The organism is Pseudomonas sp. GW822-FHT04C11, from assembly GCF_058800905.1.
The window spans coordinates 67051-83222 of the sequence record NZ_JBXAMS010000001.1 but is presented as its reverse complement, the minus strand read 5'-3'; the positions used below and the strand labels follow the sequence as shown (position 1 = coordinate 83222).

Sequence of the window (16172 nt, the reverse complement as noted above, 5' to 3'; positions counted from 1 at the left end):
AGCCCGCTCGCCACAGGTTCTTGTGTTGGCCTTGAGGCCTATTTCAGGCTGGCTTGTACCGCCGCCACTCCATCCTTCTTGCCATCGAAACTGCTGACTCCCGCCAACCAGCGCTGAAGATCCTCGGGATGGTCACGCAGCCATTGGCGGGCAACTTCCTGTGCGGTCTTGCGCTCCATGATCGGCACCATCAACTGGCTTTCCTGAGCGGCGGTGAACGTCAGGTTTTCCAACAGGCGGTTCACGTTCGGGCAACGTTGGGCGTAGTCAGGCGCGGTCACGGTCGATACCGTCGCCGCACCTTCGTTAGGACCGTAGACATCTTCGCTGCCGGTCAGGTAGTTGATCTTCATGTTGATGTTCATTGGATGCGGGGTCCAGCCGACGAACACCACGAACTCCTTGCGATTGATTGCCCGCTGCACGGCGGCCAGCATGCCGGCCTCGCCGGATTCGATCAGCTTGAAGTCCTTGAGACCAAAGTGATTGGTCTCGATCATGGTTTTGATCGTGGTGTTGGCGCCGCTGCCCGGCTCGATGCCGTAGATCTTGCCACCCAGCTGGTCTTTGAATCTGGCGATATCGCCGAAGGTTTTCAGGCCCGCTGCCGCGACATAGTCAGGCACTGCGAGGGTCGCCTGCGCGTCAGACAGGCTGGGCTTGTCCATGACTTTGAGCTGATTGGCGGCGATGAACGGCGCGATGTTCTTGTCCATCGCGGGCTTCCAGTAGCCGAGGAAGATATCCAGGCGTTTGTCGCGGATGCCGGCGAAGATGATTTGCTGCACGGCGCTGGTTTGCTTGCTTTCGTAGCCAAGCCCGTTGAGCAAGACTTCGGCCATGCCACTGGTGGCGATCACGTCTGTCCAGTTGACCACGCCCATGCGCACGGATTGGCAGGACGCCGGTTCGCTGGCGAAGGTGTTGGCGCTCAGGAGTGCGGTGCCGGTAAGGATTAACAGACAGCGGTTGAACAGTCGTTTCATCGGGAAGGCTCGCTCGGCAGCTGGTTATTGTGGGCCCGGTGTCTTCGTGCACCGTGCCCACAACGTTACTCAGCGTCTGAGCGACAAAAACGCCCTGAGGCGACCGTGTCTTGCACGGTGGCGACCGCAGCGATCGTTGTGGCGAGGGGGCTTGCCCCCGCTGGGCCGCGAAGCGGCCCTGAAAACAGCCACCTCTCAGTATCTGCAAGATCCGACTGGCAGGCTTTGCAACTGCTGCGCAGTTGAGCGGGAGCAAGCTCCCTCGCCACAAGATAGTGTCAGGCGTAGTGTTTCTGCCCCCAGGCCAACAACCCTTGCAGCAACTCCTTGAGCACCACCTGCGTCGGTGCCGCCAGGTCAGGCCGATAGCGGAACGGTTCGACCTCTTCCATGTAAGTGCACTGCCCCAACTCCAGCTGCACCGCATGGATGTTTTCGGCCGGGTTGCCGTAATGACGGGTGATGTGGCCGCCCTTGAAGCGCCCGTTGAGCACATGGCTGTAATCCGTGTGCCGGGCGCAGATCGCTTCGAGCTGGCTGGCCAGCTGCGGATCGCAACTGGCGCCGTTGAACGTGCCGAGGTTGAAGTCCGGCAGCTTGCCGTCGAACAGGTGCGGGATCACCGAACGGATCGAATGCGCATCGAACAACAACGCATAACCGAACTCGGCCTTCAGCCGCGCCAGCTCTTGCTGCAGGGTGCTGTGGTACGGCGTCCAGACCTTTTCCAGGTAGCTCGCACGTTCCTCAGCCGACGGCTCCAGCCCTTCGCGGAACAACGGCACGCCGTCGAACAATGTCGCCGGGTACAGGCCCGTCGTGGCACCGACATACATCGGTTTGTCGTCAGACGGCCGGTTGAGGTCGATGACGAACCGCGAATACTCGGCGGCCAGGGTGCTGGCGCCCAGCTCGGCGGCGAACTCGTAGAGCGTGGGTATATGCCAGTCGGTGTCCGGCAGGCTTTTTGCCTCGGGAATCAAACCGGCTTCAACCGCAGGCGTCAGACGCACGCCAGCGTGAGGCATGCTGATCAGCAGCGGCACCCGGCCTTGTTTGAAGTTCAGAACCTTATCCACAACCGTTCTCCTATAACTCGACTTCAACGCCGTGACGCACGACGCGTTTTTCCAGGTCACCGCCCAACCAGTACGACAGGTCGGCTGGACGATCGATTTGCCAGGCCACGAAGTCGGCGACTTTGCCGACTTCAAGCGAACCGTGGGTACGCTCCATGCCCAATGCCGTCGCGGCGTGAATGGTCGCGCCGGCCAGGGCCTCTTCCGGGGTCATGCGGAAGCAGGTGCAGGCCATGTTCAACATCAACCGAACCGACAACGCCGGCGAAGTGCCAGGGTTAAGGTCGCTGGCGATGGCGATTTTCACCCCATGCTTGCGCAAGGCATCCATCGGCGGCAACTGGGTTTCCCGCAGGAAGTAGAAGGCTCCTGGCAGCAACACGGCAACGGTCCCGGACGCTGCCATGGCGATGGCGTCCTCTTCGGTCATGAACTCCAGATGGTCGGCCGACAGCGCGTGATAACGCGCTGCCAGGCTGGAGCCGTGCAAGGACGACAGTTGCTCGGCATGCAGCTTCACCGGCAAACCGAGCTTCTGCGCGGCGACGAACACCCGCTCGACCTGCGCTGGCGAAAACGCCAGGTATTCGCAGAACGCATCCACCGCATCCACCAGGCCTTCGGCAGCCAGCGCCGGCAGCATTTCGCTGCAGATATGTTCGATGTAGTCGTCGGCGCGGTCGACGTACTCTGGCGGCAAGGCGTGAGCGGCCAGGCAGGTGCTGCGCACACTGATCGGCAGTTCGGCGCCGAGACGACGGATCACCCGCAGGATCTTCCGCTCACTGGCGAGGTCGAGGCCATAACCGGATTTCATCTCGATGCTGGTCACACCGTCACGCATAAGGCTTTTCAGACGCTTCTTCGCACTGGCGAACAGCTCGTCCTCGGTCGCCGCACGCGTGGCGCGCACGGTGCTGGCAATGCCGCCACCGGCCGCGGCGATTTCTGCGTAGCTCACGCCTTGCAGGCGTTGCTCGAACTCGCCGCTGCGGTTGCCGCCGAACACCGTGTGGGTATGGCAGTCGATCAGGCCCGGGGTGACCCAGGCCCCCGCGAGGTCATGGACCTCGGGGTATTCACCGGACGGCAGCTCGCTACGTGGGCCGATCCACTCAATGTGCGCTCCTGACGTCACGATGGCGGCATCCTCGATGATCGAGTAAGTGCCCTGCGCCATGCTTGCAACGTGGCAGTGTTGCCAGAGAGTTTTCATCCGAGGCCTCCGTTAGTTATCGATTAGAAAAAGAAGGATCACGCGCGACCAGGGCCGCCTGCCCTGCCGCCGGTTTGACCCACATCAGATAGGCCAGTACCAGCAACACAATCCAGACCACGCCGACGATCAGCGCCGCTTGGGTATCCGGGAAATAACCCAGCACGCCGAAGACAAACAGCATGAAGGCAATCGCCGCCATCGGCGCATACGGCCAGAACGGTACCGGGAATTTCAGCTGCGCCACTTGCTCAGGCGTCATGGAACGACGCATCGCCACCTGAGTGAACAGAATCATCAGCCAGACCCAAACGGTAGCAAAGGTCGCAATGGACGCGATCAGCAGAAACACGTTTTCCGGGATCAGGTAGTTCAGCAACACGCCCAGCAGCAGCGCAACGCTCATCACCACCACGGTCATCCATGGCACGCCATTGCGCGACAGGTGGGCGAAGCCCTTCGGTGCGTGCCCTTGCTGGGCCAGACCGAACATCATGCGGCCAGCGCCGAAGATGTCACTGTTGATCGCCGAAATCGCCGCCGTAATCACCACAATATTAAGGATGGTGGCCGCCGAGCTGATCCCCAGCTTATCGAAGATCTGCACGAACGGGCTGCCCTGGCTACCGATCTGCTGCCAAGGAAAGATCGACATCAGCACCAGCATCGTCAGCACGTAGAACAGCAGAATCCGCAACGGTACGGCGTTGATTGCACGAGGCAGCACGTGCTGCGGGTCTTTGGCCTCACCGGCGGTGACGCCAATGATTTCAATACCGCCAAACGCAAACATCACCACTGCGAACGAAGCGATCAGACCGCCCATGCCATTAGGCATGAAGCCACCTTGGGTCCAGAGGTTGCTGATGTCGGTCACCTGGCCTGGGGCCGTGCTGATACCGAACAGCATGATGCCGAAGCCCCCGAGGATCATCGCAACGATGGCGGCGACCTTGAGCAGCGACAGCCAGAACTCCATTTCACCGAAGACTTTGACGTTGCACAGGTTCAAGCCGCCGACGATGGAAACGACGCCCAATACCCAAATCCAGCGAGAGACTTCCGGGAACCAGAAGCCCATGTAAATACCGAACGCAGTGACGTCGGCCATGCCGACGATGACCATTTCGAATGCGTACGTCCAACCGAGGATGAAGCCTGCCATCGGTCCCAGGTAAGTACTGGCGTATTGACCGAAAGAACCTGCGACCGGGTTGTGCACAGCCATTTCGCCAAGGGCGCGCATGACCATGAACACCGCTGCGCCACCAATCAGGTACGCAAGCAGCACCGCAGGACCGGCCATCTGGATGGCCGAGGCAGAACCGTAAAACAGCCCGGTGCCGATCGCCGACCCCAGTGCCATAAAGCGAATATGTCGGGCCGATAGCCCGCGTTTCAAGCCGTTTGCTGGCTTTTGCATTTCTCGTCCTTAGTTATTTTTATCGGCGGAAATGATTGTTCCCCCATGACACTGATCGTTCCCACGCGGGAGCGTGGGAACGATCAGTGTGGGAACGATCATCAGACTTACAGGCTAGGCAACAACTTCGCCATCACCAGCTCATTCAGGCAACGCGAAGCCAGCAGCTCGCTCGCGGCGTTGATGTCCGGTGCAAAGAAACGGTCCTTCTCGTAGAACGGTACTTTGGCGCGCAGGGTGCTGCGAGCTTTTTCCAGTTTCGACGAAGTCTTCAGACCGTCGCGCAGGTCCAGGCCCTGGCAGGCAGCCAGCCACTCGACAGCCAGAACGCCGCGAGTGTTTTCAGCCATTTCCCACAGACGCTTGCCAGCGGCCGGGGCCATGGAAACGTGGTCTTCCTGGTTGGCGGACGTCGGCAGGCTGTCGACCGAATGCGGATGCGCCAGTGCCTTGTTTTCGCTGGCCAGAGCCGCCGCAGTCACCTGAGCGATCATGAAGCCGGAGTTCACGCCACCGTTGGCCACCAGGAACGGCGGCAGTTGCGACATGTGCTTGTCCATCATCAGCGAGATGCGACGCTCGCTCAGGGAACCGATTTCAGCGATGGCCAGGGCCATGTTGTCAGCTGCCATGGCAACCGGCTCGGCGTGGAAGTTACCGCCGGAGATCACGTCACCTTCAGCCGCGAAAACCAACGGGTTATCCGACACGGCGTTGGCTTCGATCGCCAACACCTCAGCGGCCTGACGGAACTGAGTCAGGCAAGCGCCCATGACTTGTGGCTGGCAGCGCAGCGAGTACGGGTCCTGAACCTTTTCGCAGTTCTGGTGCGAATCGGAGACTTCACTACGCTCGCCCAGCAGGTCGCGGTAAGCGGCGGCGGCGTCGATCTGGCCTTTTTGACCACGAGCAGCGTGAATCCGCGCATCGAACGGCGAGCGCGAGCCCAGTACGGCTTCAACGGTCAGACCGCCAAGGGCCAGGGCGCCAGCGAACAGGTCTTCGCCTTCGAACAGGCCACGCAGTGCGTAAGCGGTGGACACCTGAGTGCCGTTAAGCAGCGCCAGGCCTTCTTTGGCCGCCAGGGTCAGCGGTTGCAGGCCTGCGACTTTCAGCGCTTCAGTTGCTGGCAGCCATTCACCTTTGTAACGGGCCTTGCCTTCGCCCAGCAGCACCAGCGACATGTGGGCCAGAGGCGCCAGGTCACCGGAAGCACCGACCGAACCTTTCAATGGAATGTGCGGGTAAACCTCAGCGTTGATCAAGGCGATCAGCGCGTCGATCACCACCCGGCGAATGCCGGAGAAGCCACGGCTCAGGCTGTTGACCTTGAGCACCATGATCAGACGCACCAGAGCGTCGCTGATTGGCTCGCCAACACCGGCAGCGTGAGACAACACCAGCGAGCGCTGGAGGTTTTCCAGGTCTTCGCTGGCAATGCGGGTCGAAGCCAGCAGGCCGAAACCGGTGTTGATGCCGTAGGCGGTACGGTTTTCCACGAGGATCTGTTCCACGCAGGCAACACTGGCTTCGATCTGGGCGGAGGCACTGTCGTCGAGACGGACGTTGACCGGTTGCTGATAAACAGCGCGCAGTTGGGCAAGACTCAGTTGGCCAGGGATAAGATTCAGAGCAGTCACATTTATTCTCCTTTTGAGAGTTTTTTATGCTCTTTATATAAGAGCAGTTAACTAACCAGACGCTCCGGATGATTCCGTTGTCCGTCGCTGCCCGCTTCTTGAGGGGGTGGCGCCTTGGCACGCTGGCTTTTGTAGAAATCAGTACAGCTTGGGTAACGCGGTTTACAGCAGTATCGGGTCTTTCAAAATCAATTCAGCCTGGAACAGGGCATCTCTCCTAAACCACCGCCGCACGCCGCTGGACAAACCGGTCGACGTATTCATCGGCCGGCGAGTGAAGGATCTCTTTCGGCGTGCCGACCTGAATCAACTGCCCATCCTTGAGAATCGCAATCCGGTTACCGATGCGCACGGCTTCATCGAGGTCATGGGTGATGAACACGATGGTCTTGTGCAAGGTCTGTTGCAGTTCAAGCAACTGGTCCTGCATCTCGGCGCGGATCAGCGGGTCAAGGGCACTGAAGGCTTCATCCATCAGGATGATGTCGGTGTCCGCCGCCAAGGCGCGAGCCAGGCCCACACGCTGACGCATACCGCCAGACAGCTGATGCGGGTATTTGTTTTCGTAGCCTTGAAGGCCCACGGTGTTGATCCAGTGCTGCGCGCGCTCGGCGCACACTTGCTTGCTTTCACCACGCACTTTCAAACCGTAGGCGACGTTGTCCAGTACGTTCTTGTGGGGCAACAGGCCGAAGCTCTGGAACACCATGCTGATCTTGTGCCGACGAAATTCGCGCAGGGCTTCCATGTCGTATTGCAGGATGTCCACGCCATCCACCAGGATCACGCCGCTGGTCGGGTCGATCAGGCGGTTGATGTGCCGTACCAGTGTCGACTTGCCGGAACCCGACAGGCCCATGATCACGAATATCTCGCCGGTAGCGATGCTCAGTGACAGATCATTCACGCCAATCACACAGCCGGTCTCGGCCAGTACCTGATCCTTGCTCTTGTTCTGTCGGATCATGTCCAGCGCGTCTGCCGAACGGTCACCGAAAATCTTGAAAACGTTTTTGACTTCGATCTTGGCGGCATTGCTCATTGGCTCACCTCATGCCGCGGACGACCGTAGGCCTGGGTAATGCGGTCAATGACCACCGCCAGAATCACGATCGCCAGACCGGCTTCAAGACCGCGTCCGACATTAAGGGTCTGGATCCCCACCAGCACGTCTTCACCCAGGCCACGCGCACCGATCATCGAGGCGATCACCACCATCGACAGGGCCATCATGGTGGTCTGGTTGATCCCGGCCATGATGCTCGGCAGCGCCAGCGGCAGTTGCACGCCGAACAGTTGCTGCCAGCGGTTGGCACCAAAGGCATTGATTGCTTCCATGACTTCGCGATCGACCTGGCGAATGCCCAGATCGGTCAGGCGAATCAGCGGCGGTACGGCGTAGATCACCGTGGCGAAAATCGCCGGGACCTTGCCCAGACCGAACAGCATCAGCACCGGGATCAGGTACACGAAGCTGGGCATGGTCTGCATGATGTCGAGCAGCGGCATCAACACTGAACGCAGGCGATTGCTGCGTGCCGACAAAATGCCCAACGGAATGCCGATCAACACCGAAATAACCGTCGCCACCAGCATCAGTGCCAACGTTTGCATGAGCTTGTCCCAGAGGCCGACAGCGCCCACCAGGAACAGCAAACCAACGATCACCGCCGTCGTCACCAGCTTGCGGGTCGCGTGCCAGGCAATGCCGGCAACGATCACCAGCATCAACCACCACGGCGCCGCGCGCAGCAGGCCTTCGAGGTTGACGATGGCCCAGAGCAAGGTGTCGGAGATGTGGCGGAACACATCCCCGTAGTTGACGACCAGCGAATCAACCCAGACGTTGACCCGGTCGGCGATGGAAAAGGTGAAGCTTTCGGGAAACATAAGAGACTCTCAATCAAGTGGATGTAGCGAACGTCCCGGCCAGCCTCTCGGTTAGCCGGGAGGTATCTGCCTACAGTTCCGCGTTGATTTTCCTGGCAGTGTCGGTGGTGACCCGCAACTGCCAGATCTCAGGATGTGCCTTCACGAAGATCTTCGCCAGTTTCGTCCAGTCAGATTGCTGCAACGCTATCCGCCCCGCTTGTTTTCACTTTTGCAGCCTCGTCCTGCTCTACCGGCAGTATCAGCCGATCAGGTACTGCGCTATGCCACTTCTTGGCTGCGAAGTAATACATCGCCGCCGGGACCACCAGGCCGATGATCCACGAGATGTCGGTATCACCGAGGCTCGCGACCAGAGGGCCGGTGTAGAAGTGAGTGGAAATGAACGGCATTTGAATCAACACGCCGAACACGTAAATGCTGATGCCCATGATGTTCCAGCGACCATAGCGACCCTCGGGGTTGGACAGTGCCGGAATGTCATAACGCTCTTTGGTGATGCAGTAGAAGTCCACCAGATTGATCGCGCTCCACGGCGTGAAGAACGCCAGCAGGAACAGGATGAACGCGGAGAATTCCTTGAGGAACGAGTCCTTGCCAAGCAATGCCAGAGCCGCGGCAAGCGACACCATGATGAAGATATACAGCAGGCGTACGCCGCTTCCAATGTGGCGGCTGCCACGGAAGCCGCTGATGATCGTCGCGATCGACATGAAGCTGCCGTAGGCGTTCAAGGTGGTCACGGTGACTTTGCCGAAAGCCACGGCGAAGTACAGCAGCGCCGCGACAATCCCGGTACCGCCCAGGCTGACGATGAACGACACCTCGTGGTGAGCGAACTGCGAACCGGCCAGGGCTGCGGCGAACACACCGAAGACCATCGACGCCTGCGCACCGATTACCGAACCCAGGCCAACAGCCCAGAAGGTTTTCTTAGCCTGCGTGCTGCGCGGCAAGTAACGCGAGTAGTCCGCCACATAAGGGCCGAACGCGATCTGCCAGGACGCCGACAGCGACACCGCCAACAGGAAACTCGCCACCGAGAAGTGCTTGTTGCCCAGCAATGCGCCGATGTCGTTACCGGCCAGCAGTTTGTAGAACAGGTAGATGAACGCCACCACGCCCAGCACACTGGCGACCCGGCCGATGCCGTGGATCACCCGATAGCCGAAGATGGTGAAGACCATGATCGAGCCGGCGAACAGCGTGATACCGACCCAGTCTTCGACGTGCAGCAACTGCGCAACTGCCTGCCCTGCCAGCAAGGATCCGCTGGCCGAGAAGCCGATGTACATCAGGCACACCAGCACCAGCGGAATCACCGCCCCATACACGCCAAACTGCACGCGACTGGAGATCATTTGCGGCAAGCCGAGTTGCGGACCTTGTGCGGCGTGCAGCGCCATGACGCCACCGCCGAGCAATTGGCCGATCAGCAAACCGACCAACGACCAGAACACATCCCCGCCCAGTACCACCGCCAATGCACCCGTCACAATCGCGGTGATTTGCAGGTTGGCACCCAACCACAGGGTGAACTGACTCAATAGACGACCGTGTCTTTCCGCTTCCGGGATGTAGTCGATCGAACGTTTCTCGATCAACGGCTTACTGCGTGCACGATCATCATTAGCCATGGGTCAACCTCTTTGGATTGTTCGTGGAATTCAATCTGTCCCTGTAGGAGCTGAGCTTGCTCGCGATGGCGATGTACCTGACACACCGCGTCATCGTTCATCGCGAGCAAGCTTTACTCCTACAGGTTCGCATCAGGCCGAGGCCCGTTTTTTATTTACCGGTGATCATCGGCAGGTTCAGGCCCTGCTCCTTGGCACAATCGATAGCGATCTGGTAACCGGCATCGGCGTGACGCATGACACCGGTGGCCGGGTCGTTGTGCAGCACGCGAGCAATACGCTCGGCCGCTTCGTCAGTACCGTCGCAGACAATCACCATGCCCGAGTGCTGGGAGAAGCCCATGCCGACGCCGCCGCCGTGGTGCAGGGAAACCCAGGTCGCGCCGCTCGCGGTGTTCAGCAGAGCGTTGAGCAGTGGCCAGTCGGACACGGCATCGGAACCGTCCTGCATGGATTCGGTTTCGCGGTTAGGACTTGCCACCGAACCGGAGTCCAGGTGGTCGCGGCCGATCACGATCGGCGCCGACAGCTCGCCGCTGCGGACCATTTCGTTGAACGCCAGGCCCAGCTTGGCGCGCAGACCCAGGCCCACCCAGCAGATACGTGCCGGCAGCCCCTGGAAGCTGATGCGCTCGCGCGCCATGTCCAGCCAGTTGTGCAGGTGGGCGTCGTCCGGGATCAGTTCTTTGACCTTGGCGTCGGTTTTGTAGATGTCTTCAGCGTTGCCCGACAGTGCAGCCCAACGGAATGGACCGATACCACGGCAGAACAGTGGACGGATGTAAGCCGGTACGAAGCCCGGGAAGTCGAATGCGTTCTCGACGCCTTCTTCTTGCGCCATCTGACGGATGTTGTTGCCGTAGTCGAACGTCGGGATGCCTTGCTTCTGGAAGTCGAGCATCGCTTTGACGTGCACGGCCATCGATTGCTTGGCGGCTTTGATCACAGCAGCCGGCTCGGTCTTGGCGCGAGCGCGGTACTCTTCCCAGGTCCAACCGGCTGGCAGGTAACCGTTGAGCGGATCGTGGGCGCTGGTCTGGTCGGTGACCATGTCCGGACGCACACCGCGACGGACCAATTCCGGCAGGATTTCTGCCGCGTTACCCAGCAGGGCGATGGAAATCGCTTTGCCTTCTTTGGTGTATTTGGCGATGCGCGCCAGCGCGTCGTCGAGGTCTTTGGCCTGCTCGTCGACATAACGGCTTTTCAGACGGAAATCGATGCTCACTTGTTGGCATTCGATGTTCAGCGAGCACGCGCCGGCCAGGGTCGCGGCCAGTGGTTGAGCGCCGCCCATGCCGCCCAGACCGGCGGTCAGGACCCAGCGACCGGTGAGGTTGTCGTTGTAGTGCTGGCGACCGGCTTCAACGAAGGTTTCGTAGGTGCCTTGAACGATGCCCTGGCTGCCGATGTAGATCCAGCTGCCGGCAGTCATCTGGCCGTACATGGCCAGGCCTTTGGCGTCGAGTTCGTTGAAGTGCTCCCAGCTCGCCCAGTGTGGTACCAGGTTGGAGTTGGCGATCAGCACGCGTGGGGCGTTGCTGTGGGTCTTGAAGACGCCGACCGGCTTGCCGGATTGCACCAGCAGGGTTTCGTCGTCATTCAGGTTGGTCAGGCTCTCGACGATCTTGTCGTAGCATTCCCAGTTACGCGCCGCGCGACCGATACCGCCGTAAACCACCAGTTCTTTAGGGTTCTCGGCAACTTCCGGGTCGAGGTTGTTCATCAACATGCGCAGCGGCGCTTCGGTCAGCCAGCTTTTGGCGGTCAGCTTGTTGCCGCGAGCAGCACGGATTTCAACGTCACGGTGCTTAGTAAAAGTAACGGGGGTCGGTTTCTGGGTATTGTCAGTCACGAAAAAAGCTCCTCAGCAATCAATCCAAACCAGCCCAGGCAGTGGGCGAGCAAGCCAATGTGCAGATGGTGCACACCGGCGAATCAGTGGACGATGGTCGAGTCTTCGTGACTCATACGCATACGTCTTTACTTGTACATACAAGCATATGCAATCAAGCGGCCAACTTTCTGGATGGCGCTTCAACAAAGTGCTGAACCTGGCTGAAAAGCCCTTGGGACAAGGGTTTTGCGGCTGTCGATATTTTTTGGGGAAGGATTTTTTCGAGGAGTGACAGTTGTTACCTGAGCGCGGTTTTGCGCCACGCTGGGGCGTTCGGTAACAAAACTGGTGCGCACAGGGAAACGCTGGAGGTTGGTTTTTGTGGCGAGGGAGCTTGCCCCCGTCGACCGGTCCGCGCTCGGGCGTAGCAGTCGCAGAATCGGAGATTCAATACAGGGGACAGGGTAGGCATGCAGCCATTGGGGCGGCTTCGCCACCCAGCGGGGGCAAGCCCCCTCACCACAGAAAAGCTCCCGGAATAGGGAGCTCAGAGTGCTGTCAGTTCAATCACGCAGCACTGGCCATTGACGGAAACATCCAGCAGCCCAGTGTTACCGCCCAGTTGCAGACAATCATGACGACCCAGCACTTGGGCCGCACTGCCATTGATTCGAACTTCAAGCGCATCAGCCACGCTGAAAACCAGCAGCGTTCCGGCAGAACTGAAAAACCGTTGCTCGCCCTTCAGCCACTGCAACCGCGCCTGGTAGCGATTTGGCGCATAAATCAGGTTGAAGTCGCGGATCGCACCGCCAAGCAGGGTGCAGGAAACATGGCTTTCGCCACTGAACGCAAACGGGTCCAGTGGTAACAGGGGCCGCGTGTTCTGGCCGTCGACCGTCAAGGTCATGCCTTCACCCTGCAGCACGGTGATGACCCGCTCGTAGCCTGCAAAGGTCGAGAACCCGCCCGACTCACCGATATCGGCAATCGACAGGCGCCAGCCAAAGCCATCCAGGCCGGTGCCTGCATCGCGGGTGATTTCTTCGGTGCTGCCGCCGCCGTTTTTCCACGGCATGCGCGGATAATTGGCCGCGCGCAAAACGTTCAACTGGCCCATTTATGTCTCTTTATTGATGGCTCTTTATTTGTGGAACCGCCCTTCCAGACGATGGCGGGAACCGGGATGAATCAGACGAGCGGCCGTCACTGGCTGACGTCCGGACCAGGTCCGACGACGGATCAGCAGGCATGGCTCGCCTTTTTCGATCTGCAGCAATTTGCATTCGGAAGGCTCGGCAAGAATCGCCTCGACCACGTGCTCGCCTTCGGTCAATGGCGCGACCTGATTCAGATAGGCATAAGGCGTTTGCAGGGTGAAGTCTTGCTTGAGGTATTCCGGCGCGACCAGGGCATTGACGAAACGGTCCTCGATTTGCACGGGAATATCGTTCTCGAAATGCACGATCAGCGAGTGGAAGACCTTTTGGCCTTCACGCATGTCCAGTGCCAGGGCGCGCTCGGAACCGGCGGCCTCTTCTTCCAGAGTAATCACCTTGCACGTGTGGCGATGGCCACGGGAGGCGATTTCGTCGGCAATGTTATGCACTTCGAACAACGCGGACTGGCTCTTGGGTTCGGCGACAAAGGTCCCGACGCCTTGCATGCGCACCAACAGGCCGTCAGCCGTCATCTCGCGCAGGGCGCGATTGATGGTCATGCGGCTGAAACCCAACTGACTGACCAGCTCGCTTTCCGACGGCACGCGGTAATGCGGCGGCCAGTTTCCACTGTCGATTTGCTGGGTGATCATCTGTTTGACGCGAGCGTACAAGGGCGCCGGACTGTCGCCCAGATTGGCACTCAGCGGTGAAACTACAGGCGGAGTCGGCACAGGAAATCCTTGTTCGTTGATGAAAGTCGCTAGCTTGCCGGAGTTTACCGAGCAGGCAAACGTCTGTATATGTATATACAAATAACACACGATGGGGTACTGAACCATGTCCGCCTTCTTTGCCGAACGCGCGCTTTTGCCTAGTGGATGGGCCAACAATGTACGTCTTGAGGTCAGTGCCGATGGCCTGCTGACCCACATCCAGGCCGATGCCAGCGCTGAAGGCGCCGAACGGCTGAGCGGTCCGCTGCTGCCGGGCATGCCGAATCTGCACTCCCACGCCTTCCAGCGGGCGATGGCCGGACTGGCCGAAGTAGCGGGTAATCCGAACGACAGTTTCTGGACCTGGCGCGATCTGATGTATCGCCTCGTCGGAAAAATCAGTCCGGAACAACTCGGGATCATCGCCCGTCAGCTCTACATCGAAATGCTCAAGGCCGGTTACACCTCGGTCGCCGAATTTCATTACGTGCACCACGACCACAACGGCCATCCGTACGCGGACCCGGCCGAACTGTCGTTGCAAATCAGTCAGGCCGCCAGCGCCTCCGGCATCGGCCTGACCTTGCTGCCTGTACTCTACAGCCACTCCGGTTTCGGTGGCCTGGCGCCCAATGAAGGCCAGCGACGCTTCATCAACAGCACTGAAAACTACCTGAAGCTACAAGCCCGCTTGCAGCCGCTGCTGGCGCAGCAACCGGCGCAACAACTGGGCCTGTGCTTCCACTCGTTGCGTGCCGTGACCCCGCAGCAAATCAGCGAAGTGCTGGCAGCCAGCGACAAGCACTGCCCGGTGCACATCCACATCGCCGAGCAACAAAAGGAAGTCGACGACTGCCTGACCTGGAGTGGTCGCCGTCCGCTGCAATGGCTGTATGAAAATACCGACGTCGATCAGCGCTGGTGCCTGGTCCACGCGACCCACGCCAACCCGGAAGAAGTCAGCCTGATGGCCAAGAGTCGCGCCATCGCTGGCCTGTGCCTGACCACGGAAGCTAACCTGGGCGACGGGATTTTCCCGGCCGTGGACTTCCTCGCCCAAGGCGGGCGCATGGGCATTGGCTCGGACAGCCATGTGTCGCTGAGTGTGGTGGAAGAACTGCGCTGGCTGGAATACGGCCAGCGCCTGCGCGATCAGCGACGTAACCGTTTGTATGGCGCCGATCAGCCGATGGTCGGGCGCACCCTGTACGACGCCGCACTCGACGGTGGCGCACAGGCGCTGGGCCAGCCGATTGGCGCATTGGAAGTCGGCAAACGCGCTGACTGGCTGGTGCTCGACGGCAACGACCCTTACCTGGCAACCGCCAGTGGCGACGGGATTCTGAACCGTTGGCTGTTTGCTGGTGGCGACCGCCAGGTGCGTGACGTGCTGGTGAATGGCAAGTGGGTGGTACGCGACGGGCATCACGCTGGCGAAGAAGACAGTAACCGGGCGTTCACCCAAGTACTGCGCGAGCTGTTGGGCTGATCACCGCTTCTGTGGCGAGGGAGCTTGCTCGCGCTGGGTTGCGAAGCGACCCCAAATCAGCAAATGAGCTCTTTCAGAAAGATCTCATCAGCTGAGTGACGACTGCTGCGCAGCCGAGCGGGAGCAAGCTCCCTCGCCACGGAGTCCAACCGCACGCCGCTTATTTCGAGGTCTGGGCCATTTTGGTGTCCGACACCCGCCAGATCAGGCGTGTGGTGTCGTAACCCTGCTGACGCGCCCTGCTCAGCAGTTCCTCGCGGGTATCGGCGTTGACTTCCGGCTTGCGTGACAGCAGCCACAGGTTGCGCCGATTGGGGCTACCGACTATCGCGGTCTGGTAGTCATCGCTGACATACAGCACCCAGTAATTACCCTTGCTCATGCCTGGCAACAACCGGGTAAACCAGTTATCGAAATTCACCCACAGCTTGTCGTTCTTGCCGGGAATCTGCGGCGTTGCCGTGCCCTTGGCCTCTTCCCATTTCCACTCTGGGGTCAGGCAACGGTTCAACACTTCCATGTCGCCATCGGTCTTGAGGGTGTAATGGGCTTCGGATTGCGCGCAGTTACGCTGGAAGTACATCGGCATGCGCGCCAACTCGTACCATTTACCCTGGTAACGCTTGAGGTTGACGCTATTGACCGTTTTCGGCGCGAGCGCATCATCGCCAGAAGTGGCGCAGCCGGCCAACAACAGACCGGCCAAAAGAACTATTACTAACCGCATCATTATTTTTCTCCCGAGGGCGTTTGGCCCCGGTTTACTTCAGGCCTTGCCCGGAAAACATCAGCACTTTGTCACCGGCGTACTGCACGCTGATAAAGCTGTTCTTGTCGCCCCAGGTACAGCTGGACATGCCCAACGCGCCTGAACAATCGGCAGGTTTACCCAACAAGGCTTCGACCTCGGCCTTGGGCATGCCCGTCGAGAGTTTCGAATAGTTTTCCTGGTTGATCTTGCTGCACGCAGCCAACAGCACGCAAAACGACAACAAGGCGATAGATCGCAGCGACATGGTGTAACTCCTGGTAAAGAGGGGGAGGCATGGCTGCCAACCAGAAGCTTAGAAGAGAAAACCCCCTTCTGGTTCCCACCCGT

At 59.7% G+C, this 16172-nt stretch carries 14 protein-coding genes; 1 reads left to right on the top strand and 13 read right to left on the bottom strand.

The features are described 5' to 3' along the window. Positions 1–38 precede the first annotated feature (38 nt). The 11 genes from AC1RJ3_RS00415 to hutC form a co-directional block, all read right to left on the bottom strand. Positions 39–986, bottom strand: a complete 948-nt coding sequence (locus tag AC1RJ3_RS00415) for a choline ABC transporter substrate-binding protein (RefSeq protein ID WP_493076921.1) — start codon at positions 984–986, stop codon at positions 39–41. Between the two features lie 278 nt (positions 987–1264). Next, positions 1265–2065, bottom strand: a complete 801-nt coding sequence (hutG, locus tag AC1RJ3_RS00410; protein WP_054595192.1) for an N-formylglutamate deformylase — start codon at positions 2063–2065, stop codon at positions 1265–1267. A 10-nt stretch (positions 2066–2075) separates the two neighbouring features. Beyond that, positions 2076–3281 (bottom strand): imidazolonepropionase, encoded by a 1206-nt coding sequence (gene hutI / locus AC1RJ3_RS00405; RefSeq protein ID WP_103317063.1) that lies wholly within the window; start codon positions 3279–3281, stop codon positions 2076–2078. A 16-nt stretch (positions 3282–3297) separates the two neighbouring features. After that, on the bottom strand, positions 3298–4704 hold the full coding sequence (locus tag AC1RJ3_RS00400) for an amino acid permease (protein WP_493076918.1): 1407 nt from the start codon (positions 4702–4704) through the stop codon (positions 3298–3300). A 107-nt stretch (positions 4705–4811) separates the two neighbouring features. After that, the gene (gene hutH / locus AC1RJ3_RS00395) at positions 4812–6344 is read right to left on the bottom strand and encodes a histidine ammonia-lyase (RefSeq protein ID WP_347928657.1); all 1533 of its coding nucleotides are present in this window, start codon (positions 6342–6344) and stop codon (positions 4812–4814) included. 217 nt (positions 6345–6561) lie between these two features. Next, positions 6562–7386 carry a quaternary amine ABC transporter ATP-binding protein gene (locus AC1RJ3_RS00390; RefSeq protein ID WP_054595188.1) on the bottom strand — a complete coding sequence of 275 codons (825 nt, stop codon included), beginning with the start codon at positions 7384–7386 and terminating at the stop codon, positions 6562–6564. Continuing rightward, positions 7383–8234, bottom strand: coding sequence for an ABC transporter permease (locus AC1RJ3_RS00385; protein WP_145016663.1), 852 nt, complete (start codon positions 8232–8234; stop codon positions 7383–7385). Before AC1RJ3_RS00385 ends, AC1RJ3_RS00390 begins: the two co-directional genes overlap by 4 nt. Before the next feature lie 170 nt (positions 8235–8404). Beyond that, the gene (locus tag AC1RJ3_RS00380; protein WP_493076915.1) at positions 8405–9871 is read right to left on the bottom strand and encodes a purine-cytosine permease family protein; all 1467 of its coding nucleotides are present in this window, start codon (positions 9869–9871) and stop codon (positions 8405–8407) included. Positions 9872–10022: 151 nt separating this feature from the next. Then, positions 10023–11726, bottom strand: a complete 1704-nt coding sequence (gene hutU / locus AC1RJ3_RS00375) for a urocanate hydratase (RefSeq protein WP_347928656.1) — start codon at positions 11724–11726, stop codon at positions 10023–10025. A 529-nt stretch (positions 11727–12255) separates the two neighbouring features. Then, positions 12256–12828 (bottom strand): HutD/Ves family protein, encoded by a 573-nt coding sequence (locus tag AC1RJ3_RS00370; RefSeq protein WP_054595184.1) that lies wholly within the window; start codon positions 12826–12828, stop codon positions 12256–12258. A gap of 24 nt (positions 12829–12852) precedes the next feature. Continuing rightward, the gene (gene hutC, locus AC1RJ3_RS00365) at positions 12853–13521 is read right to left on the bottom strand and encodes a histidine utilization transcriptional repressor HutC (protein WP_232252242.1); all 669 of its coding nucleotides are present in this window, start codon (positions 13519–13521) and stop codon (positions 12853–12855) included. A gap of 187 nt (positions 13522–13708) precedes the next feature. On the opposite strand from hutC, the gene AC1RJ3_RS00360 reads away from it, so the two are divergent. After that, positions 13709–15073, top strand: a complete 1365-nt coding sequence (locus AC1RJ3_RS00360) for a formimidoylglutamate deiminase (protein WP_216742862.1) — start codon at positions 13709–13711, stop codon at positions 15071–15073. 160 nt (positions 15074–15233) lie between these two features. Here AC1RJ3_RS00360 and AC1RJ3_RS00355 read toward each other — a convergent pair whose 3' ends face one another. Then, on the bottom strand, positions 15234–15803 hold the full coding sequence (locus tag AC1RJ3_RS00355; protein WP_054595182.1) for a lipocalin family protein: 570 nt from the start codon (positions 15801–15803) through the stop codon (positions 15234–15236). A gap of 31 nt (positions 15804–15834) precedes the next feature. Continuing rightward, complete coding sequence (locus tag AC1RJ3_RS00350; RefSeq protein ID WP_054595181.1) at positions 15835–16089, bottom strand: hypothetical protein; 255 nt, start codon at positions 16087–16089, stop codon at positions 15835–15837. Positions 16090–16172: the final 83 nt, after the last annotated feature.